Source organism: Comamonas sp. F1-6 (genome assembly GCF_039581415.1).
GTDB lineage: Bacteria > Pseudomonadota > Gammaproteobacteria > Burkholderiales > Burkholderiaceae_C > Comamonas > Comamonas thiooxydans.
Map to the genome: position 1 here is coordinate 94,924 of NZ_JBCPWN010000015.1, position 25,876 is coordinate 120,799.

15 protein-coding genes are annotated in these 25,876 nt (G+C 61.3%); 13 read left to right on the forward strand and 2 right to left on the reverse strand.

What is annotated here, in order from left to right:
- Nucleotides 1–29 precede the first annotated feature (29 nt).
- The 11 genes from AAIL66_RS16000 (at nucleotide 30) to AAIL66_RS16050 (ending at nucleotide 13,012) form a co-directional block, all read left to right on the forward strand.
- Complete coding sequence (locus AAIL66_RS16000) at nucleotides 30–587, forward strand: hypothetical protein (protein WP_343497191.1); 558 nt, start codon at nucleotides 30–32, stop codon at nucleotides 585–587.
- Between the two features lie 166 nt (nucleotides 588–753).
- Entirely contained in the window at nucleotides 754–2,169 is a 1,416-nt protein-coding gene (locus AAIL66_RS16005; protein WP_343497192.1) for a hypothetical protein, read from the forward strand.
- Between the two features lie 125 nt (nucleotides 2,170–2,294).
- Entirely contained in the window at nucleotides 2,295–3,023 is a 729-nt protein-coding gene (locus AAIL66_RS16010; protein WP_343497193.1) for a hypothetical protein, read from the forward strand.
- Nucleotides 3,020–4,330, forward strand: a complete 1,311-nt coding sequence (locus AAIL66_RS16015) for a PBSX family phage terminase large subunit (protein WP_343497194.1) — start codon at nucleotides 3,020–3,022, stop codon at nucleotides 4,328–4,330. Before AAIL66_RS16010 ends, AAIL66_RS16015 begins: the two co-directional genes overlap by 4 nt.
- A gap of 11 nt (nucleotides 4,331–4,341) precedes the next feature.
- Complete coding sequence (locus AAIL66_RS16020) at nucleotides 4,342–6,627, forward strand: hypothetical protein (protein ID WP_343497195.1); 2,286 nt, start codon at nucleotides 4,342–4,344, stop codon at nucleotides 6,625–6,627.
- 218 nt (nucleotides 6,628–6,845) lie between these two features.
- On the forward strand, nucleotides 6,846–7,877 hold the full coding sequence (locus AAIL66_RS16025) for a hypothetical protein (protein WP_343497196.1): 1,032 nt from the start codon (nucleotides 6,846–6,848) through the stop codon (nucleotides 7,875–7,877).
- A gap of 78 nt (nucleotides 7,878–7,955) precedes the next feature.
- On the forward strand, nucleotides 7,956–9,245 hold the full coding sequence (locus tag AAIL66_RS16030) for a DUF4043 family protein (RefSeq protein ID WP_343497197.1): 1,290 nt from the start codon (nucleotides 7,956–7,958) through the stop codon (nucleotides 9,243–9,245).
- 85 nt (nucleotides 9,246–9,330) lie between these two features.
- Entirely contained in the window at nucleotides 9,331–9,807 is a 477-nt protein-coding gene (locus tag AAIL66_RS16035; protein ID WP_343497198.1) for a hypothetical protein, read from the forward strand.
- 72 nt (nucleotides 9,808–9,879) lie between these two features.
- The gene (locus tag AAIL66_RS16040) at nucleotides 9,880–10,389 is read left to right on the forward strand and encodes a hypothetical protein (protein WP_343497199.1); all 510 of its coding nucleotides are present in this window, start codon (nucleotides 9,880–9,882) and stop codon (nucleotides 10,387–10,389) included.
- Nucleotides 10,389–11,063 carry a DUF6682 family protein gene (locus AAIL66_RS16045; protein WP_343497200.1) on the forward strand — a complete coding sequence of 225 codons (675 nt, stop codon included), beginning with the start codon at nucleotides 10,389–10,391 and terminating at the stop codon, nucleotides 11,061–11,063. Before AAIL66_RS16040 ends, AAIL66_RS16045 begins: the two co-directional genes overlap by 1 nt.
- A gap of 8 nt (nucleotides 11,064–11,071) precedes the next feature.
- On the forward strand, nucleotides 11,072–13,012 hold the full coding sequence (locus tag AAIL66_RS16050; RefSeq protein WP_059441795.1) for a hypothetical protein: 1,941 nt from the start codon (nucleotides 11,072–11,074) through the stop codon (nucleotides 13,010–13,012).
- Between the two features lie 2 nt (nucleotides 13,013–13,014).
- On the opposite strand, the gene AAIL66_RS16055 is transcribed toward AAIL66_RS16050, so the two are convergent.
- Complete coding sequence (locus AAIL66_RS16055; protein ID WP_059441794.1) at nucleotides 13,015–13,416, reverse strand: hypothetical protein; 402 nt, start codon at nucleotides 13,414–13,416, stop codon at nucleotides 13,015–13,017.
- 330 nt (nucleotides 13,417–13,746) lie between these two features.
- Between AAIL66_RS16055 and AAIL66_RS16060 the strand changes: the two genes are divergently transcribed.
- Nucleotides 13,747–14,361, forward strand: coding sequence for an NYN domain-containing protein (locus AAIL66_RS16060; protein WP_059441793.1), 615 nt, complete (start codon nucleotides 13,747–13,749; stop codon nucleotides 14,359–14,361).
- 343 nt (nucleotides 14,362–14,704) lie between these two features.
- Here the strand turns inward: AAIL66_RS16060 and AAIL66_RS16065 are convergent, their stop codons facing one another.
- The gene (locus AAIL66_RS16065; RefSeq protein WP_059441792.1) at nucleotides 14,705–15,022 is read right to left on the reverse strand and encodes a hypothetical protein; all 318 of its coding nucleotides are present in this window, start codon (nucleotides 15,020–15,022) and stop codon (nucleotides 14,705–14,707) included.
- Nucleotides 15,023–15,112: 90 nt separating this feature from the next.
- On the opposite strand from AAIL66_RS16065, the gene AAIL66_RS16070 reads away from it, so the two are divergent.
- Nucleotides 15,113–25,807 carry a PLxRFG domain-containing protein gene (locus AAIL66_RS16070; RefSeq protein WP_343497201.1) on the forward strand — a complete coding sequence of 3,565 codons (10,695 nt, stop codon included), beginning with the start codon at nucleotides 15,113–15,115 and terminating at the stop codon, nucleotides 25,805–25,807.
- The last annotated feature ends 69 nt before the right edge of the window (nucleotides 25,808–25,876 follow it).

Sequence of the window (25,876 nt, forward strand, 5' to 3'; positions counted from 1 at the left end):
CGTATCGAACCAAACACCCTGGAGCATCAATGAATTCCACACAAGCAAAGCAAACCTCTGGAACATCGACACACCGCGCCCGTGATGGTGGCGTGGACCTTGGAACCACGGAGGAAACGCCGACGCTCATGCTGGTGTTTGAGGCAATCAGGCAGATTCACGACGCCGGCGGGGAGCCCACGCGCGAGCGTATTGTGGCCATGACCGGGTTGAAGCCCACCACGGTGGATGACCGGATCAAGGTGCTGCGGGGCGAGGGCATGATCAGTCCGCTGAAGCAGTGCTACCGGCCGCTGCACCAGCACGTGGCTGCACAGGCTGTCTCGTGCACAGTCATGCCCAATGGTATTTACAAGATCGAGAAGGGCGACGAGGTAATGACATTGGTACCGGCTGAGGCGCGTCAGTTGGCGCCTATGTTGGCAGGCAAGGCGCTGGAGGCATCCGCCCTGGAGCGCGTGCAGGAGATGGAGGCCCGCATGGTGGAGATGGCCCAGCAACTCAGAGATGTGCAGCGTAGATACAGGGGGCTAAAGGAGGCACGTGCAGAGATCTCGGCTCAGAGCAAGCTGGAGTTTACGCAGTAGAAAGCCTGTTATTGAAGCAGTGGGGAACACATTTGTACAGTGGCCTTCTTCGTGGAAATGATTGGCTAGTTTTAGATTGATCCTGATATTGACAAGCTGCAAGTCTGATGGTCATGATGAGTTCGTTAATAAGACTGAATTCTGTGCCGACCTGATAGGAGGCTGTATGAATCTTGTCCGAATAGGAATAGTCATAACGTTCTGCCTGTGCAGCCTATTTGCGGTAGGCTGTGCAGGAGGGCGGCCAACAGGATATTTTCAAGAAGAAAATTCCATCACGACAAGAGGTGGGTTGGGTGAGAATGGAGTATTTCATGATGCTCTTTACGGCCCTGAGTCCATCGCGTTGAATTTTCCTGGGTACTTGATTGGATTTGATAAGGGGAGGCATCATGCGGTTGGTAAAGATGCCAAATTTCCTGTAGATAATAAAAATGACCAACCTGGATTGAGTAAAGTTAAGCTTAGGATGATTCATGAACCTAAGACACACTATATTTCTCATGTGATGAAATATGAGGGGAATTTTTACGGTGCCGGTAACTGCATAATTTATACAATGTACTCGCAGTGGGGTGGCGATATTGGTAACAAGGCCGGTGAAGCACCTGCGAAGCCTTGTCTGAATCAAGATACGGTGACTGGAAATAGCGTAACCGCCCAACGTGACTCTGAGTTGGCATTGAAAGCCTTGTCAGCAGAACTCAGCCGTGCAATCAAGCTCAAGGCTGAAAACGGGAAGCCATATACCCACATAATTGTGGCATCCATGGGGTGGAATACGCCACAAATTGAAGCTGTACAAAATTTCAATGCTATTGCGTCTCATATTCACGCTGCTGCAGTAGATGATAAATCCCTGTACGAGCCTCTGTTCATCGGTGTGACTTGGCCCAGTATATGGACATCTCAATGGTTGGATCCACTGATTCGTGTCGCTAGTTACACAGCGAAAGCTCACGATGCAGATGAAGTCGGTGCAATCTGGCTTGCTGATGTGTTAGATGTAGTTAGGACTGTCGCTCCATCCGATGTGACTTTGGTGGCGTTGGGGCATTCGTTTGGCGCGAGGGCAATGTTTTCCGCTGTGTGTGGTGATAGTGTTTGGGATGGGCCGAGACATCCACGTAAGTGGGATGTTCTAATTGGGTGGGAAGGGGCATTTTCGATCAGGAGGCTGACGGCTGATGGTGCTGGTGATGGTTTTACTTACAAAGAAGGATGTCTTGATCGTGCACACACTGTTGTACTGACTTCAAGCATCCATGACAGCGCAGTAACTACGGCATTTTGGTCAGATATGGCAGGATCACATAAGCAGTGGAATGCTGTATGCAAAGGTCAAGGGGACGCTGCTATTTCCTTGGCAGGTCCTCCGACCATTCGTCATCCGACGAATTGCATTGAAGCCGATAAAATCACTTATTCGTCAGTTGGAAACATTCCAATGGAAAAAGGGAAAATTAATTATCTCGATGCATCAAATATTGTTTTTTTCTCTCATCCTAATACCGGTGGCGGTGCCCACAGTGATATTTACCGCCGGATTCATGGCAGAGTAAATTGGGGTGCTATGAGGTAGGCATGCCAGCCAATTTGTTTGTTGTGTAGTTCATTGCTGACTTATGGGTTGACAGTATTCCTAAGTATTTCTTTAGACCCCACTAGGGTTCGTCATTCTGTTCGGGGACACGCAGTATTTGGTGCATGGCATCCAAAGAGGCAGTATCCAAACCCCAAAAGAGTACCCAATCGGCCTCCGGCGCAAAAGCGGCTGGCAAAGTCGCACCTGCGGATTGGGAACGCATCGAGCTTGATTACCGCGCAGGCGTAAAGACACTGCGCCAGATTGCAGATGAGAACGGCATTACGCACGGCGCTATCAACAAGAGAGCAAAGCGCGATGGATGGGAGCGAGACCTGTCCGAAAAAATCCAGCGCAAGGCGGATGCGCTGGTATCCAAAGCAGCAGTATCCAGCGAGGTATCCAAGGAAACCAGAGCTGCAGAGCGCGCCGTAGTCGATGCCAATGCGCAGGCCATTGCCGATGTGCGCCTGGCACACCGCCGTGACATCCACCGTGCCCGGCGCATCACCAATGCGCTGCTGGACGAGCTGGAGCAGCAGGCCGACGCCGATACCGTAGCCCTGCTGGAGCAGTTGGGCGAGAACATGCGCAACCCGGATGAAAACGGGATCGACCGTCTTAACGACCTGTACCACAAGGTCATCAGCCTGCCCGAGCGCTCCAAGACCATGAAGACTCTTTCCGAGAGCCTGCGCATGTTGGTGGACATGGAGCGCACCGCCTTTGGCATGGATGACAAGGAAAAGGACGAGCCTGCACCTGGTTCTGCTGGCTATGTGCCTCCGGCCATTCAGATCGTGCATGTGAAAGCGCCGGTGCATGAGCCAGACGAGGACGAGCAGGAATGAAGCTGGCTCCTGTCCCCTCTACAGCGCAAGGCATGCCCGAGGTGCCGGTGCTGGCCATTCCCGAAAAGCTGGCCGGCATCTGGGATCCCAAGCGCTACAAGGTCATGCATGGCGGGCGCGGCGGCGGCAAGTCGTGGACGGTGGCGGCCGTGCTACTGGTGATGGCGGCCAGCCGGCCTCTGCGTGTGCTGTGCACCCGCGAGATTCAGAAGTCCATCAAGCAGTCGGTACACCAGCTGCTCAAGGATGTCATCGCGCGGCTGAATCTGCATGCGTTCTTCGAGGTGCTGGAAACCGAGGTGCGCGGCATCAATGGCTCGCTGTTCCTGTTTTCAGGCCTGCAGAGCCATACCGTGGACTCCATCAAGTCCTTTGAGGGCTGCGACATCGTTTGGGTGGAAGAAGCCCATGGCGTGAGCAAGAGGTCCTGGGACACCCTGATCCCAACGATTCGCAAAGAGGGCAGCGAGATATGGCTGACGCTCAATCCGGACATGGAGACGGATGAAACTTACCAGCGCTTCATCGCTACGCCCAGCCCCGATACTTGGGTGGTGGAGATCAACTGGCGCGACAACCCTTGGTTTCCGCGCGTGCTGGATGAGGAGCGGCGCAAGGCCAAGCGCACCATGCTGGCCGATGACTACGCCCATATCTGGGAAGGCAAGGCGCGGCGGGTGGCGGCCGGCGCGATCTACCGCCATGAAATGGAATCGGTCTACCTGGACAACCGGGCGCGCGACGTTCCCTATGACCCGACGCTGCCGGTGCACACGGTCTGGGATCTGGGTTGGAATGATGCCATGAGCATCGCCCTGGTTCAGCGCGGCCCCCAGGATGTGCGAATCATTGGGCACATCGAGGACAGCCACCGCACGCTGGACTGGTACGTGGCCAAGCTGGAGAAGTTGCCTTACCGCTGGGGTACGGACTATCTTCCGCATGACGGCAAGACCAAGAATTTTCAGACGGGCAAGAGCACGGAGCAGCTGCTGCGCGAGCTGGGCCGGCGCTCGGTCATGGTACAGCCGCGGGCCACGGATGTGGAAGAGGGCATCAAGCTGGTTCGCATGCTGATGCCGCGCTGCTACTTCGATGCGACCAAGACCGCGCGCCTGCTGGAGTGCCTGAAGCGCTACCAGCGACGCATCCATGCCGTCACCAATGAGCCCATGGAGCCGCTGCACGACGAGTTCAGCCATGGCGCGGACTGCATGCGCTATGTGGCGCTGTGGGTGCCGCAGATGCCTGGTATTCCCAGCGCCAACGACGACTACCAAGAAGCCGATGCGCCCGACTGGCGCTAGTGAGAGCAACCATGCAATACATCAAGCCCCCTCAAAACGCGGATCTGGGCGAGCCCATGACCGTGCTCGAATACGCCAGGATCGTGCAGGAATGCATTGACCAGCCACCATGGCGCGCGGCCGCCGACAAGGAGGCCGACTACGCGGACGGCAACCAGCTGAGCACCGAACTGCTCAAGCGCTTGCAGGCTACAGGCGTGCCGCCGGCCAAGGAAAACGTTATTGGCCCGGCCATCGCGGCGATCTGCGGGTTTGAGGCCAAGACGCGCACAGATTGGCGAGTGACTCCGGACGGCGACCCCACGGGCAAGGATGTGGCCGACGCGCTGAATTACCGGCTCAACCAGGCCGAGCGCTTTTCCAAGGCAGACGCGGCCATGAGCGAAGCGTTCAAGCCCCAGGCGGCCGTGGGCCTGGGCTGGGTCGAGGTGGCGCGCAGCAGCAACCCGCTCGAGTACAAGACCCGCTGCCACTACATCCACCGCAATGAAATCCATTGGGATATGCGCGCCTCTGAGAAGGATCTGTCTGATGCGCGCTGGCTGCTGCGTGAGCGCTTTATCAGCAAAGAGCGCACGGCGCGGGCCTTTGAGGACAAGGCGGAGCTGATCCTGCAAGCGCAGACCGTAAGCGGCCTGGGTGGCTACGGCGGTTATGTCACCGAGGGTGGCGTATCGACCGGGTTGCTCTCGGCTGCCGATGCCAATCGCGCCTGGACCACGCGCGAGCAGGCCTGGTACCGCCATGAGTCGGACGAGGTGTGCCTGGGTGAGCTCTGGTACCGCCGCTGGGTGAATGTGGTGCTGCTCAAGATGCGCGGCGGCCGGGTGGTCGAGTTTGATGCGGCGAACCCAGCCCATCGGGCAGCAGTGGCCGCCGGCCAGGGCAAGCTGGAGCGCGCCACCGTGGCACGCATGCGCCGTTCCTATTGGATGGGTCCACACATGCTGCATGACAGCGCCAGTCCCTATTCGCACCCGCATTTCCCATATGTGCCGTTCTGGGGCTACCGTGAGGATATGACGCGCGTACCGTTCGGCCTGGTGCGCGACATGATCTTTCCGCAGGACAACCTCAATAGTTCCATTGCCAAGCTACGCTGGGGCATGGCCAGCACCCGGACCGAGCGCACCAAGGGCGCGGTGGCTATGTCGGATGATCAATTCCGTCGCCAGATTGCCCGGCCGGATGCGGACATCATCCTCAATCCAGATGAAATGGCCAGGCAGGGCGCGCGCTTTGAGGTCAAGCGCGACTTTCAGCTCAACAACCAGCAGCTGCAGATGATGGCTGACAGCCGTGCGTCGTTGCAACGGGTCGGCTCCATCACTGCAGCTTTCCAGGGGCAGAAGGGCAACGCGACCAGCGGAGTGCAGGAGCAGACCCAGGTGGAGCAGTCGCAGATCAGCATTGCCGACCTGATGGACAACTTCAAGGAAGGGCGCGCCATGGTGGGCGAGCTCATCCTGGCGCTAGAGATCGAGGACCTGGGCGAGGAACGCGAGGTGATCGTGATCGAGGGCGACACCATCAACCCGCCGCGCACAGTGGTGCTCAATGAAACCGTGGAGGAGGGCGGACTGCGCTATCTGTCCAACGATGTGCAGCGCACGCGCCTCAAGGTGGCCTTGTCGGATGTGCCATCGTCATCTAGCTTCCGCGCCCAGCAGCTCGCGGCGCTGTCTGAAGCCGTCAAGGCCTTGCCGCCTCAGATGCAGCAGGTGATGATGCCATTCATGCTGGATTTGATGGATCTGCCTCGCAAGGAGGAAATCATCAAGGTAATCAAGGATGCGACACAGCAGACCGACCCCGAGCAACTGCGCAAGCAGATCGAGCAGGAGCTGCAACGCGACCTCAAGATGCGAGAGCTGGACCTGCGCGAGCGCGAAGTGGCGGCGCGCGAGAAGCTGCTGGCGGCCCAGCAGGTGCAGGTAGGCGTGCAGGCGGCGTACAGCGCCATGCAGGGCGGTGCCCAGGTGGCCCAGATGCCAATGATCGCGCCCATCGCGGACGAGATCATGAAGGGAGCCGGCTACCAGGCGCCCAATCCTGGCGGCGATGACCCGAATTTCCCTACGGCTAGCCAAACGGCAGCCATGAACATCAAGAACCCTTACATCCAGGGTCAAGGACCGGAAGGCGTGGGCGCGGCTGCAGCAGGTGCTGGTACCGAAGCCGGCGCGGCGCCGGAAGTGCGGGAGAACACCAGCCCTGCTTACCCGCCAGTGCCCCAGGAGGCCGGTACCGGGATGCAGGGAATAGAGACTCCGCGCACGGGCGACAACCTGGTTTAGCGGCTGTACCCCACTAGAGTTAGACCACCGCGCGACGACCGGAGACACTTCATTCCATCGAAGCGCGAAAGCGAAGAGATACAGCCCACTCGTGATGAGTCGGCCCATTCCCACCGCTGGAGAGTGTGATGGTCAGGGCTTCGGCCCTGGCCTGATCCTCGAATCGGTGTGCCCCACCAACAGGCCCAGCCGGATAGCTGGGAACGGAGCACAGCAGAGTGAACGAAGCTCAAAAACTCTTGGCAGCAGCCTTTGCAGGCGAATTGGATCTGGATGCGGATGCTTCCGGGTCTTCTGGCGTTTCTGCACCCGAAGGCGCGGCCGCCCCGGCAAATGCCGAGAGCACCCAGGCCGCGACTGAAGCTGCCACCGGCGCTGAAGCCGCCACAACTGCCACCACAGCAGGCACTGCCGCAAACGCATCGACTCAGGAAGAGCACGAGGGCGCGCCCATTGCCAGCAAGTCCGGTGGCTACACCATCCCCTATGAAAAGCTGACAGAGGCACGCACCGCGCGCGATTCGGCCATTGCCGAGCGCGACCAACTGCGCGCCCAGCTGGAGCAGATGACGGCCGCACAGGCTGCCAATCTGCAGCAAGCCCAGGCCGAAGCCCAAGCCCGTGCGGATGCCGGGAAGGCGCCGACCCAGGCAGACCAGAACCTTGCTGCTGCCACAAGCCTTGTGCAAGGCGGTACCGATGCTTCCCTGTTTGGGGATTTCTCCGAAGAGGGGATTGCTTCCGGCATTGAAAAGTTGGTTGCCGCCCGAGTGGAGGCTGCATTGGCTCCCCAGCGCGAGGCGCAAGCCCGCGATCAGGCCGTGTCAGCAGAGCAGGCGCACGCCCAGAAGATTCTGGACGCACACAAGGATGCGTTTGAAGTCGCTGAATCCAAGGAGTTCGCCAGCTGGAAGTCTGGTCAGCCTGGATACATGCAGGCAGCCATCGACCGCACCCTGCAAGCGGGTACCGCCCAGGATGTGATTGACCTGCTCGGCCAGTTCAAGCAGTTCCATGCGGGCGCGGCAGGCGCGGCGACAGCCGATCCCACTGCAGCAGCAGTGGCCAAGGCACTGGCCGATGCCAAGACCGCGCCACCCGTGAGCCTGTCGAGTCTGCCCGGAGCGGCAGCTGCAGGCACCGAGGCAGAACGCGCAGTTGCGCTGGCCAGCGATCCGGCCGCTCTGTTGGAGTACGTGAGCAGCCTGCCCCGCGACCGCCAGACCAGTCTGATGAATAGCGTGGTGTAGCCGTCAGGCCCGCCACAAACCATTTCCCGGGCCATCTCGTGATGAGAGCGCCCTTGTCCCATAGCAGGAGGACTTGATATGTCCAAGACCAGTGTAGGCGCAGGCTCGTCCAATGCGCAGTTCGTACAAGCTGCCGGACTGTTCGCGCAGTCCATGCAGCGCAACTCCAAGCTCAACCAGATGGTGGGCACCATGCCCAAGGGCGAGGGCTCGGCAGCTGCGACGCTGCGCAAGCAGACCACCAATGATATGCCCATCGTGCGTACCGTTGACCTGTCGCGCGGCAAGGGCGATGAGGTGGAATTCCACTTTGTGCAGCCCGTTGGCGCGTATCCCATCATGGGGGCCCGCATGGCCGAGGGCAAGGGCACGGGCGTGTCGCTGGACAAGGCCCGTGTGCGCGTCAACCAGGCGCGTTTCCCTGTGGATGTGGGCGACACCATGACCGACCTGCGCTCGCCCGTCGAGTTTCGCAAGATCGGCCGTCCTATTGCCCAAGGCCTGATGGATCGCTACCAGGATCAGGGATCGCTGATGCACCTGGCCGGCGCGCGCGGCTTCCACAACAACATCGAGTGGGCCATCCCCACCGAAGAGCACGCGGACTTTGAAGCCATTGCGGTCAACCCCGTGCTGGCGCCCACCAAGAACCGCCACTATGTGGCCGATGGCGATGCGATCAAGGGCTTCGCGGCCAACGCCGGCGAAATGGATATCGCATCCACCGATGCGCTGACCATGACGATTGTGGATGCCTGCCGCACGCTGGTGGAGTCCATCGCGCTGCCGCCTCCTGCGATCCGTCTGCCCGGCGACCAGGCCGCCGACGATTCTCCGCTGCGCATGCTGATGGTGAGCCCCGCCCAGTACCACCAGTTCTCGCAGGACAAGGATTTCCGCGCATTCCAGGCCAACGCGCTGACCCGGGCCAGCCAGGCCGAGCGCCATCCTCTGTTCCTGGGCGAAGTGGGTCTGTGGAACGGTATTCTGATCTGCAAGCAGCCGCGCCCCATCCGCTTCTATGCCGGCGACACCATCAAGTACTGCGCCAGCAACACCAGCGATCAGGAAAGCTCCTGCATCGTGCCGGCCAGCTTCGGCACGACCCATGCCGTGGATCGCGCGCTGCTGCTGGGCGGCCAGGCTCTGGCGCAAGCGTTTGCTTCCAGCCGCCACGGTGGCATGCCCTTCTTCTGGAAGGAGAAGGAATTCGACCACGACGACAAGATGGAGCTGCTGATTGGCGCCATCCAGGGCACATCCAAGGTGCGCTGGGCCGTGGACCAAGGCAACGGCACCAAGCATTACACCGACCACGGTGTGATCGCCCTCGATACCGCAGTTCCCATCATCGGCGCGCGCCAGTAATCCGGCAGAGCAGGGCGCGGCCATAGTGCGGCGCCTTGCCTGACTGGATGGAGTGATTCCTCTCGTTTCAATCTAGGAGCCGACCATGGCCACCGTGACCAACTCTCAAAAGCACCGCAACCAACTCGGTGCGACTCCCTGGGGCAACCTCAATGTCCTGCATTTCATTCTCAAGACCGGCGCCAACGGCGGCGCGCTGGACGCTGACTCCAATGCGCCTCTTGCCGTGGGTGACAAGGTGCGACTGGGCATCATCCCTGCCGGCTCCACGCTGGTGGATGCCATGGTTGTCGTGTCCACGGGCCTGAGTGCCGGCGTCAAAGGCGATCTGGGTTTTGAATACGTCGATGGCGTGGATGCCGTAAAGGTGCCCCAGGATGCCGAGTACTTCGGCGTGGATCTGGATTTGGCTGTCGAAGACCGCCTGCGCAATGCCACGACCAAGGCGCCCCTGACGCTGCCCAAGGATGCCTATCTGGTGCTGACCACCTCGGGCACGGCCAATGACAAGGCGGCCCGCGTCGATGTGGTGCTGCAGGTCATCTCCACCGGCGCCCTGTAAAGAGCGCTCCCAGGATGCGGGCCTGCCTTTGGGTAGCGCCCGCATTCGTCCATCTGAACACTCCCCAGCATCATGAACTTTGTACGCATTACCTATACCGGCCGCAAAATCTACCGCGACCGCGCTACCGGCCACATCTGGCAGCCCGAAGAGGAACGCCTGGTGAGCGAGGCCATCGCCAAGCCGCTGCTCAAGTTTGTGGAGTTCAAGCGCACGGCAGATCTCAAGCCCGCAGCCGCTGAGCTGCAGCAACAGCAGCAACTGGGCCAGGCGCAGACCGGCACCGAAGGCACGGAGCAGGGGGCGGTGGTGACTACAGAGCAGGGCAGCGACTCATCCAATGCGCAGCAGCCTGAGCTCACAGAGCAAGAGATTGCAGCGCTCGAGCAGCAGGCGCTGGACGACAAGGCCAAGGAAGTGGACAACCAGCGCGAGGCCATGTTGATCACCGTGCAAGGCATGAACAAAACAGCTCTGACCGAGTACGCCAAGAAGTACGACCACGCCTTTGACGCCAAGGTCAAGGTGGACGACATGCGCATCACGGTCAACGGCCTGATTCACCAATTCGGGGTGCGTTGATGAACCTCGAGGACCTGATTGACTCTTTCCGCGAGGACTCCACCGACAAGCTGGCGCCCTATCTGTGGGAAGACGAGACCGTAACGCGCTGGCTCAATGAAGCCCAGGACGAGGCTGCCGTGCGCGGCCGTCTGCTGCTCGATGACAGCACGCCGGCGGTGACCACTATTGCGGTGACCACGGGTCAGGCCTCGTATCAGCTCCACGCCAAGGTTTATGAAATCGCGCATCTGCACTGGCAGCCGAGCGCGGCGGCCCATCGCGGCAAAGCCGTGGATCTGGTGACGCGCGAATGGCTGGATCGACACCACCCCGACTGGCGTGTGCGCCTGGATTGCGATGCGATGTATGCCATCCAGACCGAGGGCGCGCTGCGCCTGGTGCCCACGCCGCGCGAGGCTGGGGTGCTGACGCTGGAGGCCTACCGCCTGCCGCTCAAACCCCTGGCCAACGATACCGACAAGCCGGAAATCCACGCGGCCAGCCACCAGCATCTGGTGTATTGGGCACTGCACCGGGCTTTCAGTCAGCCTGATAGCGACGGGTTTGACCCGCAGCGCGCGGCCACGGCCGAGGCGGCCTTTACCGGCTACTTTGGCGCGCGGCCTGATGCGGATCTGCGCCGCGCCACTCGCCACGATGTTCCCCAGGTCAACGCGACCTACATTTTTTAAGGTACCGCATGTTCGGACTGTCCAAACCCATCCCCGCAGACCAGGGCGCGAAGCTGGACAAAGCCAGAGCCCAAGCCCAGAACCAGGCGCCCGACAGCATTCCTGGCATGTTCAAGCCGGGCGAATTCGTGCTGCCGCCCGATACTGTGCATGCCATGGGCGGTAAGCAAGCACTTCAGGGCGTGGTAGATGCCACTCATACCCCAGTGCAAGCATCGTTCGGTCTGAATTCCCCAAAGGCCAGCGCGCCACAAACCCAGGCTGCGCCACAGTTGGGACTCAAGCCCGAGGTGTTCTTTGCCAACGGCGGCGCGCCGGAGGATCAGTTGCAGCGCTCGAGCGGCGGCCAGGCATCGCCAACGAATACCTTTCCGCAGGCCAGCCCAAGCGCAGGGGTGCCGGTCTACTCAGGTGCAGGCTTCGGGCGCGACCAGTTCGGAAGCAGCGGCCAGATTGCCAAAGTTCCAGATGCCATCGGGCAGCAGCCTGGCCGGCAAACGCAGGCACAAGTGCAGCCTGCTCCTGCTGCTCAACCTGCTGCAGCTCCCGTTGCCTCGATTGCCGGTGCATCTGATGCAACCCAGGGGCCCCAAGTCAATCCAGCACCGCCCGTCGCGGCTCCCGCTGTCGCCACCCGTTCGCCTGGACCTTCTGAGCTCTACATGCAGGATCGTGCACAGGAAATGCGCGACCAGTGGGGCTCTGGCAACTATGCGCAAGCCGCCGGTACCGCTGCCCGTACTGCTGTCCAAGGCTTGGGTATGTACGGCGTCGAGCTTGCGGATAAGGTCGGCTCGCCCGTGGTCAATGCGGTCGGTAATTTTGCGGGCGGCTTGATCGGTTCGGAGGCCCATGCAGCGCAGCAACCGGCTTCACCAGCCACCACGCCTGGAACTGCCCCTGCAGCAAGCACCAAGCCAGCTGCGGCTCCTGTTGCGGCAGCCGCGATCCAACCAGGCCTGACGAACACGGTAGGCAGCGCGCCGCGCGCTGCTCAGGCCGCGACGGCTGCCAGCGCCAGCGGTGAATTGCCGGAGGGTGTGTACAACCATGGGCGCGGACAGTACAGCGACCAAGCCAGTGGTATGGGCTTCCCGGCTGGATTCACGGGCAAGCCCAATGCGCGGAATTTGGCTGCGGCCGACAACCTTGCAGCTTCCAATGCAGCTCAGGCTGCTGCCGGAGGTTCCACCGAGGAGGGTGGATTTGGCCTGCGTGCCCCAGCCGTGGCGCATAGCGGCAATGACTGGGCGGCGCGCCAGCGGCTCAAGAATCTGGAGACATCGGCCAGCTCGATCATGAACACCCAGCGCTGGGGCGGCAAAGGTGCGGCCAACAACCCGGCAGCGCAGAACTTTTTGGACGCAAGCCGCGCCGACTTGGCCGCCCAGGGCAAAGTGCCTGATTTTCAGATGCGTACCAATGAAGTCAATGCCGGTCTGCGCCGCGCAGCCATGGCCGAGGCTGGAGCAGACCGCCGTGCACAAGGGCAGATCGGTCTGGGGCTGGGCCAGCTGGCTCTGGGTGCCCAGCGCAACCAGCTGGATGCCCAGCGCATCACAAACGATGAACGCTTGCGCGCGCCGCAGATCCGCGCTGCCGAGCGTATCGGCCAGCTGCAAGATCAGTATCTGAGCGCTAAGACTCCCGAGGAACAGGCCGCGATTGCTGCGCAGATTCGCGCCTACTCAGGCAAGGATTCGGATAGCTGGAAGGCAGTCGCGCTGCAGGGCGGCACTGATGCCCAGGGCAACAAGACCGAAAGCATTCTGGGCGCGGTCAATGAGCGAACTGGGGAAATGAGGCGGATGGGCGCTGATACTCAGAAAGCAAATGGAGCAATCAAGCCAGAACTTGCTGACCCTACAACCAGGCCGGTCGGTACCGTTTCCACGGTGGCCGGACGACAAGCTGTATGGGATGGCAAGCAGTGGGTGCCGCGAGGGTAGTGCTAGGGCTTGGACGGAGGGGTTAGCACCCCTTTTTCCCAATCAACGCTCTGGGCACTCTTCTCCGCAGTTGGTGCGCCATTTCTAGCTTGAACTGTGCTGGGATTGGAGCGTGGCGTGTTGATCCAGGGGCTTGCCACCAGCAGCGCCAGCAGCACCCAAGCGAGGATGAAAAAGCTCTTGGGCCATGCCTGTTTGGCGCGCTTGGTGAGGAACAACGCATACAGGCCGAATGCAACTAGTGCGAATACGATGGGGTGCAGCCAAGTCTCAAGCCAGGCGCGAGTTGGGTTATCGCTGTAGTAGATCAGCGGGTTGGCCAGCGCAACGATCCCCATGCCGATCAGGTGACGGGCAAATATGAGCGGTCTTGGCGTTGCCTGTGTGGCTGTAGTTGTCTGCATGTTCCCTCCTGCAAAGGCACTGTAGCAGAGCAGTTTGATTTCATTGAACTTGCAAACTATCTGTCGATCGATGTGAATCGAAGGAGCGGATGCCGTGGCGTGCAACTTGTAGTGAAACAGAGGGTGGTCCCATGTACAACGATAGGTCTTCCTTCTTGGGGTACAACTTCTACAAGAGTTGTGTGCATTTTTTTATTAATGTGTACAATCAGACCACGCTCTTAGCAAATTGCTAAGCATGCGCCATAAAAAACGGCTGCCTCTCGGGTGACATATAACAGAAGTCTTTGCACTTCGACCCGTCAGGCGGCCAATCTTTTTTGGGAGACTATGAAGTACGCGATCCTTATTGACGGTGGATTTGTCAAGAGAAAGCTCGGCAGCAGCCAAAAGCCTGCGACAGCAGCAGAGATCACGAACTTAGTAGCCCATATCAGAGGACACGAATGCCTTGCAGGGCATGAGTTGCATCGTGTCTATTACTACGATTCCAAGCCACTTGAAGATGTGGTGACTCGTCCGCTGCAGGGCGGTCAGATGGACTTCGGTAAGCAGGATCTCGTTGGTCGAATGACCGCCCTTTATACCGATCTTGCCCGTGCACCTTTCTTCGCTTTGCGCATGGGTGAGCTTTCCTTCAATGGGTGGCGCGTTCGTCAAAAGGCGCTTGGATCCAAGGAAGCGCAGATCACTATCGATGCAGATCAACTCCAGCCGAACATCACCCAAAAAGGTGTTGATATGCGACTCGGTATGGATATCGCCGCGTTGACGCTCAAAGGCCTAGCAGGAATCATTGTGTTGGTCACTGGTGATAGCGACTTCGTTCCTGCCATGAAATTTGCTAGAAGAGAGGGCGCACAGCTTTTCTTGGTGACGCTTGGCCATGGCGTGAAGGAAAGCATGCGCGAACACTCGGATGTGATCTTGGAGATAAACGGCTGACATAAACCATGTCGCATTGAGTATGGGCCCGCTTTGGCGGGCTTTTTCATGCCCATCTTTTGCAGCAAAAGATGCGAACGCACTGCGCCTATGCCTCTATCCCACCTGCTAGGGTTCGACGCCTTCACCTGGCATGAGGTGTCATTGACTCATGAGCACTTACCTTATCGAGCTGGTTTTTGTCCTCAATCTGGCTGCCACTGTTGTCGCTGTTTTGGTCGCCGTGCGGGCGATGAATGAAGCCAAGCGAGTCAATACAGGCAAGCTGGCAGATCGTGAGTATCTACTGTGGCTACAGGATCACATCGCGCGCGGCGTTGACCTGCTTGCGCGAGGATGTACATCAAGTCAGGATCAAGCTCGCGCCCGCAATGAGTGCGGAGATGACGGCGATCGCGATCGAGATGCGCGCCGCCTTCATTGACTTTTCGGCGCTTGCGGCTGAGCGTTCGGCAATGTCATTGGCCTGCCTGGCAAGCTGAAGCGTCTCTTCTTCTCGGGCATCACGTAGTTTTGCAGCTTCAGCTTCTCGTAGTGCTTTCTGCTCTTCGAGCCAGGCAACCGCCTCGCGCCCGATGGCATCCTGCCTCTGAGCCATAACTCGAACCTGGGTTTCCCCCTTGTTCTCAAACGCTGCCCGATGCAACAAGTCCCGAACCATTGATCCCTCCTTTGCGTCTTCAGTTTGTATGGGATATTACCCACCCCGCTAGGGTTCGACCTGCAGCCAGGGGTGAGGTGTCATTGGGGGATGACACAAACAGACTGGGAAAAAGGCACCCTCTCCAGCAACGCAACGGCCTCGGAGGCCTCGCCTGATTGGGAGCGCGGCGCTATATCAGGCCCACCGCAAGCCCCTGGCTTGCTGCGCAGCGCTGGAGACTCGGCCGTTGCTTTGGGATCGGGGATCACCCAGGGCGTCAAGATGCTCACGGATGTGGCGGGCGCGGACAACGTCGCATCGCGCGCGCTGGGTAAGGCCACGGATGCGCTGACCGATCTTTCCTCTCCCTACGCCAAAGCCAAGAAGCAGGAGCGTGCCGAGAAGATCAAGGCGGCAGAGGACTCGGGCAGCACCTGGGAAGAGGTGAAAGCCTATGCCGGCAGCTTTGCCGACGCGCCACTTGATACCACGCTGAATGCCTTGGGCACTTCTGCCCCCACGCTGGCGGCCGGCCTGCTGACTGGTGGTGGTGCTGTGCCTGCCATTGCCGCGCGCGCGGCTCAGGTGGGACTGGGCGCCGCCCAAGGTGTCGGCGGCATCAAGGGGCAGATTCATGACAGTGTGAAGCAGAAGCACCTCGATGCGGGTGCGACTGAGGCGGAAGCCGCCAAGCGCGCCGATGCTGCCCAGGCGTACGCAGGACCCAATGCGGGAAGTATTGCTCTGGGCGGTGTGCTGGGCGCGGCAGCAGGTGGCACCGGTGCTGAGAGCGCTGTCCGGCGACTGGCTGGACAGCGATTGGCAGCCGAGGCTGCTGAGAAGGTGGCCCCGGGAGTCGTGCGCTCTGCAGTTGCGGGCGCGGCCAAAGAAGCCCCGATGGAAATGCTGCAAGGCGGTCAGGAGCGGCATGCGTCCAACACGGCCTTGCAGGGCGAAGGCTTCGATGTGCCAACTTGGCAGGGTGTTGCCGGACAGGCGGCACTGGAAGGCCTGGCCTCAGCTCCGATGGGAGGCGGCTTCGGCGCGGTGGAGGGTATGGCTCACAAGGGTGCGACACGCCGGCATGGCGAGGGAGCAGCTGCCTTTGCCTCTGGTGAGGCGCGCACTCCGCCTGATTCGATCAAGAGCGTCGTAGCCAAGGCGCAGTGGGTAAGGGGCTGGGACGAGGCGGCAGCGAATGCCCTGAAAACTGCTGAAGACGCAACTGGAGTTGCGGTGGCAGCCGCCGCGCAGCAGCCAGAAGCACAGGCTTGGACGACCAGTGAAGGCGCCGCGCCGGCCGAGGCTGCTGAGTCAGGTACTGCGGTTGCATCCCCGGCCAATGCTCCAAATCTGGATTATGAAACCCTGCCGGGCGCGGCTCCCGAGGCTGTCGGCAAGGAAATTCCCTTTGAGCGCGAGTTTGATACCGGTGGTCTGAGCCTGCAAAGCACGCAGCCGGCGGCCGTGCCCCCCGTGCTGGATCACGACGCGCTGCGTGACAAAGCCGGCGTGATGATGCCGCCCCAACTGGATTCCGGCCGCATTGAGGTCGAAACCGGACTGCAGCCGCTGTCCAACGAGCAGCCGCCGCGCCAATGGGATACGGGCAATCTGAGCCTGGTGGGCGAGGGGCAGCCCCAGGCGCCGCTGAGTCAACGCATGGGACTGAATCCGAAGGCCGGCGCGCTGTCCAAGGCGGCGGCCATGGCGGTGGATTCAGGCGCTTCCCCTGTGCTGCAGCCCCAGGCTGCGCCAGTGCTGGAACAGCAGCAGGCCGCGCCACAGGTGCCCGCCGGTGTGGATCCGGATACCGGTGAGGTATCGCTGCAGGCCCAGATGGACGAGCTCAAGAGCCGCATCGCCTTCATGAATCAGCAGGGCGCGACGCAGGGCTGGGACGGCAATAGGGCTGCCCAGCGCAATGCGCTGCAGACCCAGCTCACCCGGCTGGAGCTGCAGGCCGCAGGCGCTCAGGGGCGCGGCGCTTCGACCGCCGGCGCGCCCGCACCTGTGCAACTGACGGGCATCAACCAGATACTGGCCAAGCAGGTTCCCGACATGAGCGAGCAGGAGCTGCAGCAGGCCATTGCCTATTACGGTCCCAATCACAAGCGCACCAAGAAACTGGAAAAAGCACTCCAAGCGCTTGCGCAAAAAACGCTTACAGCTATTGAATCAGGAGCGAATGGCAATGTCTATCAAGCCGATCAAACCCAGCAAGGCAGCGCGCAACCTGCGCAAACAGGAGCAGCGCAAGCTGGCCAAGATGCAGGCCAGGGGGTAGGCAATGGCACCACCCCAACTGCGAACCCTGGAGCGCAAGACCAAGGCGCGAGCCTTGCGAAAGCTCAAGCGAAAGTCTCGGAAGCAGCCGGCGCGGCCCAAGCAGCCCTAGGCAAGGCGGCACAGATTGCGCGCGAAGGCAATGCCGAACGTGAAGCCCAGCGCCAGCGACAGCTCGATGCCAGCGAGCGCTGGACGCGCATGACCACGGTTGAGCGTCAGGCCGTGACGGCCACCGCGGCAGGCCTGAACCCCATTGCACGCAAGAACCTGCACACGCGGGCATGGCCGGATATTGGCGAGAAGATCCGCGACAAGCTGCTCGATTCGTTGGTGGAGCCGCTTGCATCGCCTGCCAGTAAAGCGCAGGATGCTGCAGAAAGCGTAGCAAATGCAGCGCCGTCCGCTGTCTCCGGAGAGGCCCCGGCGAAGCCTGCAGCGCAGCCCGTTGGCGATGAAAAACAGTTCGCGGCAGAGACTGGCACGCTGGGCATTCCACGCGCCGAGATGCCCCAGGTGCCCACGGCCAACCATGGCGGCCTGGTCAAGCATCTGAAGGCTCAGGGCATTGCCCACGAAACCACGACCGTGGACGCGGCCCAGCTCAAGCCTACCCAGGCTGAATATTCGCCGTCCAAGGTGGAGGCGGCCAAGAGCGCCACCGGCGACCGCGCGGTGATTGTGTCGCGCGATGGCCACATCATTGACGGCCACCACCAGGCAGTCGCGGCAGCCGAGGAAGGCAAGCAGGTCAAGGCCATCGTGCTGGATGCACCGGTGGAGCAGGCTCTTGCAGCGGTGAAGGCTTCGCCAAGCGCGAATGCCGCTTCTGTGCAGGAGCAGCCTGATAGTGGCGACTTTCCTATGTCCGAAGCTGTGCAAAGCTACAGCGGCATTTCCCACTCGGGCCGCAGTCGCGCCGATGGGGACAAGCAGGCCTTTGACAAGTTCATGGAGTCGGCACGTTCAGCTGCTGAAAAGCTCGCCACCACCGATGCCCAGCGTGATGCCTTGGCAGCAGCTACAGAAAGTCTGCGCGCTGACTACCTGAAGCAGTACCGATCCCTGATGAGTGTGCGAGCAGGCGCTTACAGTGGGTTCGTTGCTGGGCGCGGAAACCTCAACAGCAAGCAGGCCAACAGCCGCAATAGCGCGCTGGACAAGGCCATGGAGCGCTTTGATAGCTGGGTCGGTGACAACGCGGATCGCGCGAGCAAGGCCGTGCTGGCCGCGCGCACCCCGGAGCAGGTGAAGGCCGACCAGGACGCAGTGACCGCCAAGATTCAGGAGAAAGCCGACAAAAAGGCCGCTGACCTCAAGGCAACGCTGCTCAAGTTCCTGAGCTTCAAGAGCGGCGACAACATGCCCTATAGCAAGAGCGCCATCATCACCCGTGTCAGCTATGACCGTGACGGCTACCCAAGCAGCCTGACCTTCAAGATGGCGGATGGCTCGCCTGTGACCGATGACAAGGTGGAGCTGGTGCCGACTCTCAAGGACAGGGATGAAACCTTGGAGCAGGCCAAGGCCCGTATTCGTTCGCTGGTTGATGAAGTGCGTGCCGAAAACCCGGAGTTGACCAAAGGCATAGGTGCGATGCGCGCTGCGGCATCCGCCAAAGTAGCAAAGGCAGCCAAGGAGTCAGCACCAGCGACCGCAGCAAGTTCTTTCCTTGATCGTCATAACAAGATCGAGGACGGCATCAGCGCTGGCACGCTGGCGCTGGATGATTACAAGAGCACGTTTGCTGACTTGGAAGCCAGCAGGGATGCAGTTCTGTCTGAGCTGCAGCAGCTGACAAAGGACAAGCTGCTGCGCGCCGGCGGCCCAGCGTTTGCCTATCGGATGGGGAGCGAGAAGAAGGACGCCATTGTGTTGGCTGCCTATCAAAAGATGCTGGATACCTACGCGCTGGGGCGCAGCTATGGGCCCAGCAGCTATTTCCTGTCGGCGGACTCCATTGCCAAGAACAAGGCCGACAAGGCCCAGGCGCTGCGCGAGATGGTGGGGAACACCACGGCCGAAGACTTGGCAGCCCGCGCGGCTGAAATTAAGGCCATGCGCGACGAATTCAAGGCCAAGCGTGCGGCCGAGGCTGATGCGCTGGCCAACCCCAAGACCTTGCAGGACTTCCGCGGCTTCATGAGCCATTGGGTCGACCAAGGGGAAACCAGCCAAGCGGCCTATCTGCGCCTGACCCCCGAGCAGCGCCAGCAGTTTGATGCCCTGGAGGCCGCGCAGACAAAGGACCAACGCGAGGCGGAAAAGCGCCGGGCCCGGGTCACGGTGCAAAGCGCCGGCAACACCACGGCCGGCGAGATCATCGCCACCAAACACACCAAACATGGGCATGACCTGTTTGTGGTGCAGCTGGCCGAGCGCGTGGAGCGCGATGCTTACGACACCCTCAACAGCAGCGCCAAGCGCCTGGGCGGCAGCTACAGCAGCTATCGGGGCAATGGCGCGGTACCGGGCTTTCAGTTCCGTACCCGTGAAGCGGCTGAGGCGTTCCAGAAGCTGGTGGCCGGCGATACAGCCCAGGCTCAGGATCTGGCCAACCAGCGCCGCGACGCTTTCGAGGATGACAAGAGCCAGACCACGGTAGAGCGCTTGCGCGCGATGGCGGAAGCCTTGGACCAAGGCGCCGACGAGCAGCTTGGGGCCGACCGCAAGACCAATACCGCCCGCCGGGCACGCATGGCCAATGCGGCCGAGGACGCAGCGCGCGGCAGCAAGGCCTACGCAGGCACCATGCGCAATCTGGCGGACGCCATCGAGGCGGACAAGGTCCAGTTCTTGGATGGTGTTCGCACCAAGACACAGCTGTCTCAATTGCTGCAGGCTCTGGGCTCTGCCAAGGTGCAGCAGCTGATGGCCAAGCATGGATCTTGGGCTGCAGTCGAAGAGCACAAGCATGCGCCCATGGACTCCCAGACGGTGGACTTTGCCGAGTTTCCCCGCTTCTCTATGTACCGCAGCGACCTTGCCGGCCTGGCGCGCCAGTTGCTGGAAATTGAGGGCGGCAAGAAGATGGGCGCGGCTTTGGCCCGTCTTGCGGATGATGTGACTGACGCCTACACGAGCTGGGCGAAAGACAACCTGCTCAGTGTGAGCCACTTCGGCAACAAGACCAAGGGCGGCTTTGCAGACTACGCCAGCAAGGATCTGGCCGAGCGCGCCATCAAGCGTAGTGGTCTGGTGGGCAAAGCCGTGGTCTTGCAGATCAAGCGCGGCCAAAACCGCGTGATTCTGTCGCCCGGTGAGGCGATGCAGCAGGGGCTATGGCAGGGTGATGGCGACAAGCGCATTCAACTGGGCATGCCGTTTGTGGAGGATCTTGCCAAGCTGGGCAAGCGCAAGGGCTCCAAGGTGCTGGCTCTGCCTTGGCAGCTGGAGAGCACACTGGAGAAGCGCCAGCGCCTGCAGCGCATGGGCATTCAGACCGCCGCCGAATTCCGCAGCGCCCTGCGCGAGCTGCAGAACTTGCGCCAGGAGCGTGCCGAGCCTGACCGCATCAAGCAGCTCGAGCGTTCCATGGTGGGGCGCGCCAATGATGGCCTGGACTTCTTCCCAACTGGCCAGGCAGCGACAGAAGCGGCCATTGATGCGGCCGAGATTCAGCCGGGTATGGAGGTTCTGGAGCCACACGCTGGTATGGCGCACATTGCTGATGCCATTCGTGAGCAGATCGGCGTGGAGCCTGATGTGGGTGAGCTATCCAACGCCCGCCGCGAGCTGCTGGAGGCCAAAGGCTACAACCTGGTGAGCTCGGATTTCCTGGAGCTCCAAGGCAAGCAGTACGACCGGATTGTGATGAATCCGCCGTTTTCTGACGGGCGCGACATTCAGCATGTGCAGCACGCCTATGGCCTGCTCAAGCCCGGTGGTCGTCTGGTTGCTATCGTGGGCGAGGGCGCATTCTTCCAGTCGAACAAGCGCGCCGAGGGCTTCCGCGAGTGGCTGGACGAGCGCGGCGCCACGAATGAAAAGCTGCCCGATGGCTCCTTCATGGACCCGAGCCTTCCAGTGAACACCAGCGTTTCTGCCCGTATGGTGGTTATCGACAAGCCCGCCACTGAGCTGGTAACGGATAGAGATAGCACGGATACACCAAGCTTCCGCCGCCAGGAGTCCGAGCAATTGGCCGGCGCTGACTTTGATGTGGCGAGTTTCCTGCAGGGCATGGACGCAGGCCAGCCAGCCGCTGCCGCAGTTGCTCAAGCACCGACCACGAACGTGCGCCCCAGCTATTCGCCAGCGGCCCGCGCCGAGGCGGTGCGCGCCGTCAAGGGAACGGCCGATGCCATTCGGCAGGCCTGGGCCAACGGGCCCGAGGTCATCGTGGCCTTTGACATGCAGGATCCGGTGGTGCCCGAGAGCGCGCGGCGAGCTGACCTGAAGCAGCGCAGCGGCGGCGCCCGGGGCGCTCCGGAGGGCTTTTACTATCAGGGCAAGGTGTACCTGATGGCGTCCAAGCTCAAGACGCCCAACGATGCTGCGCGCGTGCTGTTCCATGAGGCCTTGGGCCACCATGGCCTGCGCGGTCTATTTGGCAAGGATCTGGGCCTGATTCTGAATCAGGTGGCCACCATGCGTAAGGCTGATGTGGATGCGAAGATCGCGGAATACGGTCTGCGCCGCGTCAATCGCTTGGACCGCCGCACGGCCGCCGAGGAAGTGCTGGCCGAGATGGCGCAGAACACGCCTCAGATTGGCTTTGTTCGTCGTGCAGTGGCCGCAATCCGTACCTGGTTGCGCGCCAATGTGCCGGGCTTCAAGTCGCTGGCGCTGACGGATGCCGAGCTGATCCGCAACTACATCCTGCCGGCGCGCGCCTGGGTGGAGCGTGGTACTGGTGCGGAAATGAGCCAAGACATTGCATTCAGCCGCACCAGCGCAACCAGCATGCCAGATGCCATCATCGGCAGCACCTTGGGCTCGGCTTCTTCGCACCCTGACTATGCAACCGCCAAGGGCGGGGACATTGAGGCAGCCGTGCGCTTAGCCATGGATCTTGTGACTCCTGACCTGGTGGCGAAAGTGAAGGCCGCAATTGGCGACACCAAGCCGCTGGTCGTGCCGGTGGCTGCCGAGGAGGCGTCTGGGCGCAACAAAATTCCACGCGCTGCGGCCGAGGTGCTGGCGCATCGTCTGGGCCTTAAGGCCGCCAACGGCATTGTTCAGGCCAACCGTGCACGCCGCACCGGCATGGATGGGCTCGATCGCATCTTCGCGCCCTTGGACTTCGCCGGCGCGGTGGAGGCGAAGCCCTATCTGCTGGTGGACGACACCCTGACCCAGGGCGGCACGTTCGCGGCGCTGGCCAGCCATATTCGGGAAGGCGGCGGCACCGTGGCCGGGGTCATTGCGTTGACCGGCAAGCAGTACAGTGCAAAAATCCAACCCTCTCCCGAAACCCTCGCTTCCCTTCGACAAAAACATGGTGACCTCGAAAACGAATACCGCGCCGCAACAGGCTACGGCTTCGACGCACTCACCGAGTCGGAAGCCCGCTATCTCGCACGTTACGAACCGGCTGACCGACTCCGAGATCGAATCTCTGATGAAGGACGACGCGGACGCGAGCGAGAAGATCAAAGCAATTCTGGCCAAGCAGACCCAGACGCAGACGAAGGACTGAGATTCAGTCGCTCTCGCCTGTCCGAAATCAGGGATAGCGCCCTCGAGCAGCTGACCAATGCCTTCACCCACGAGGGCAAGGTATCGCTCTGGGACAAGTCCGTGGGCACCATGCGCCACCTGGCGGAGCGCGCCCCAAGCTTCAAGCCGGTCTATGAATCTGCCCAGCAAAACATCGACGATGTGAGCATGCTGGCCAATGATGCGGCCGACATGGCGCCGCGCATTCTGCCGCGCGTGGAGTCTCTGGGCGATCTCAAGAAAAAGCCTGTCTCTGCTGCTGATAACAAGGCCGTGGCCCGACCGCTGTTTGAGGGCACGCTGATCTGGGCGCGCGACGAGAACGGCAAGCCGACCCTGGTGGACGACCTGCAAAAGCGCTATGCCAATCTGTCGGCCCACAACAAGGCGGCCATGCTGCTCAAGCACGGCAAGATCGATGCGGGCGTGCTGGCCATGTGGCAAGGCCTGCCCGTGGCCCAGTTTGAAAAGCTCATCAACGCGCGCTTTGAGAACAAGATGCTCAAGGCCGGCATTGTCTGGACCGATGCAGAGCTGCAGGCGCAGTTCGGGACGGATGCCAACCAGATCAGCCTGTACCGCGAGACGCGCGCGGCCATTGATCGCTCCATCGACATGACGGCACGCACCGACATGCTGCGCATAGTGGGCGAGAAGTACGAGCCCATGCGCGATGCCGTGCTGGCGCAGCCATCCGTGGAAGCTGCCGCACAGCTGCTGCTGGACACCCTGGAGCAGGATGCAAAGGCCGACCCGGACTCGCGCGACCGCCTGGCGGGCTATATGCAGCTGATCAATCGCCGCCTGGAGACGGCCGTGGATCTGCAGCAGGGCGGCTATGCCCCGCTGTCGCGCTTTGGCCGCTATACGGTGGATGTGGTCGACGCCAATGGCGAGCGCTTGTACTTCGGCATGTACGAAACCGCGCGCGAGTCCAACCGGGCCAAGATGCAGCTGGCACAGGAGTTCAAGGGCGCGACCATCACCACGGGCACCATGAGTGCCGAGGCCTACAAGCTGTTTGCCGGCGTGACGCCCGAGACTCTGGAGCAGTTCGGGGAGATGCTGGGGCTGAAGGCCGAGGGCAATGAAGCACAGGACAAGGCTTTCCAGGAGTTCCTGAAGCTGACCAAGAACAACCACAGCGCCATGAAGCGGCTGATTCACCGCAAGGGCATCGCCGGTTTCAGCGAGGACGTTGGGCGAGTGGTGGCGAACTTTGTCTACTCCAACGCGCGCGCCGGAGCCATGGGCCTGAATGCGGGCAAGATGGAAACGGCCATCGGCAAGATCCCCAAGGAGCAGGGCGAGCTCAAGGATCTGGCCATGGGCCTGCGCGACTACATCCGCGACCCGCAGGAGGAAGGGCAAGCCGTGCGCGGCATGCTGTTTGCCCAGTATCTGGGCGGCTCCATCGCTTCGGCCTTTGTGAATACGACGCAGCCCTTTGCGGTCACGTTGCCTTGGCTGAGCCAGTACGGCGGCATGAAGAAGGCCGGCGCTCAGCTGGCCCGCGCGCTCAAGGACATGGGAACCAAGGGTTTCAAGTATGAAAGCGACTTGGCCAAGGCCTTGCAGTCTGCTGAAGATGACGGCGTAGTCAGCCCCCAGGAAATCCATCAGCTGATGGCCCAGGCCCGCGGCGCTGGCATGCTGCGCTCGGGCGACGGCACCAAGGCAGGCGATCTGCGCGCCAAGGCCGGCAACCTGTGGGAGCAGGGCAAGGTGCTCTGGGGCCAGCCCTTTGCCCTGGCCGAGCAGTTCAACCGCCGCAGCACGTTTATTGCGTCCTACCGCATTGCCAAGGAGCAGGGCATGGCGGATCCGGCAGCGTTCGCTCGCAAGGCGGTGCTGGAAACCCAGTTCGTCTATTCCAAGGCGAACAAACCCAAGTGGGCGCGCGGCGCGGTCGGGGGCACGCTGTTCACCTTCAAGACCTACTCGGTCAGCTATCTCGAGCTGATGCAGCGCATGTGGACCCAGGGAGGGCCCGAGGGCAAGCGCGCGGTGGGCTGGGCCCTGGCCATGCTGCTGCTGATGAGCGGCGCCGGCGGCGTGCCCTTCATGGAGGATGCCGAGGACCTGATCGATGGCGCCGGCCAGATGATGGGCTACAACATCAGCGCCAAGCAATGGCGCAAGGAACTGTTGGCCAACGTGGTGGGCAAGGAGCTGGGCGAGTTCATGGAGCAGGGCCTGTCTGGCCTGCCGGGCGCGCCCATCGATGTGTCCGGACGCCTGGGCATGGGCAACCTGCTGCCTGGTACTGGGCTATTCCTCAACAAGCCCAACCGCGAGCGGGATCTGATGGAGATCGTGGGTCCGGCCGGGGATCTGGTGGCGCGCGGCTTCACCGGTGCGCGCAAGTTGCTGGGCGGCGATGTGGCCGGGGCGGCGCTGGAAATCTCGCCCACCGCAGTGCGCAACCTGGCCAAGGGCGCCGATATGGCGGCTACGGGCATGTACCGTGACACCAAGGGCTACAAGGTGATCGATACGACCCTGGCCGAGGCCGCGGCCAAGGCCATCGGTTTCCAGCCCAAGAGCGTGGCCGAGGTGCAGGAGGCCAATAGCTTTATGCAGCGAAGCAAGTCGTTCTATACCCAGACCAGCAGCGAAATCAAAGCGCAGTGGGCCGACGCGCTGTTTCGCAAGGATGAGGCTGCTGTGCAGCGGGTGCGCGAGCGCCTAGCCGACTGGAACCGCGACAACCCCGAGCAGCCTATCGTGGTCAAGATGCCCGATGTGTGGAAGCGCGTACGGGAGATGGGCAAGGAGCGAAGCGACCGGATTGCGGACACAGCGCCCAAGGCGCTACGTCAGCAACTGCGTGAAGCTGCCAAGGGCATTAATTAGACGAGAGGTGTTGTTGATTGCGTCAATCACAATTGATGTATAAATACTGCGATGAGGTATAGCGGGTGC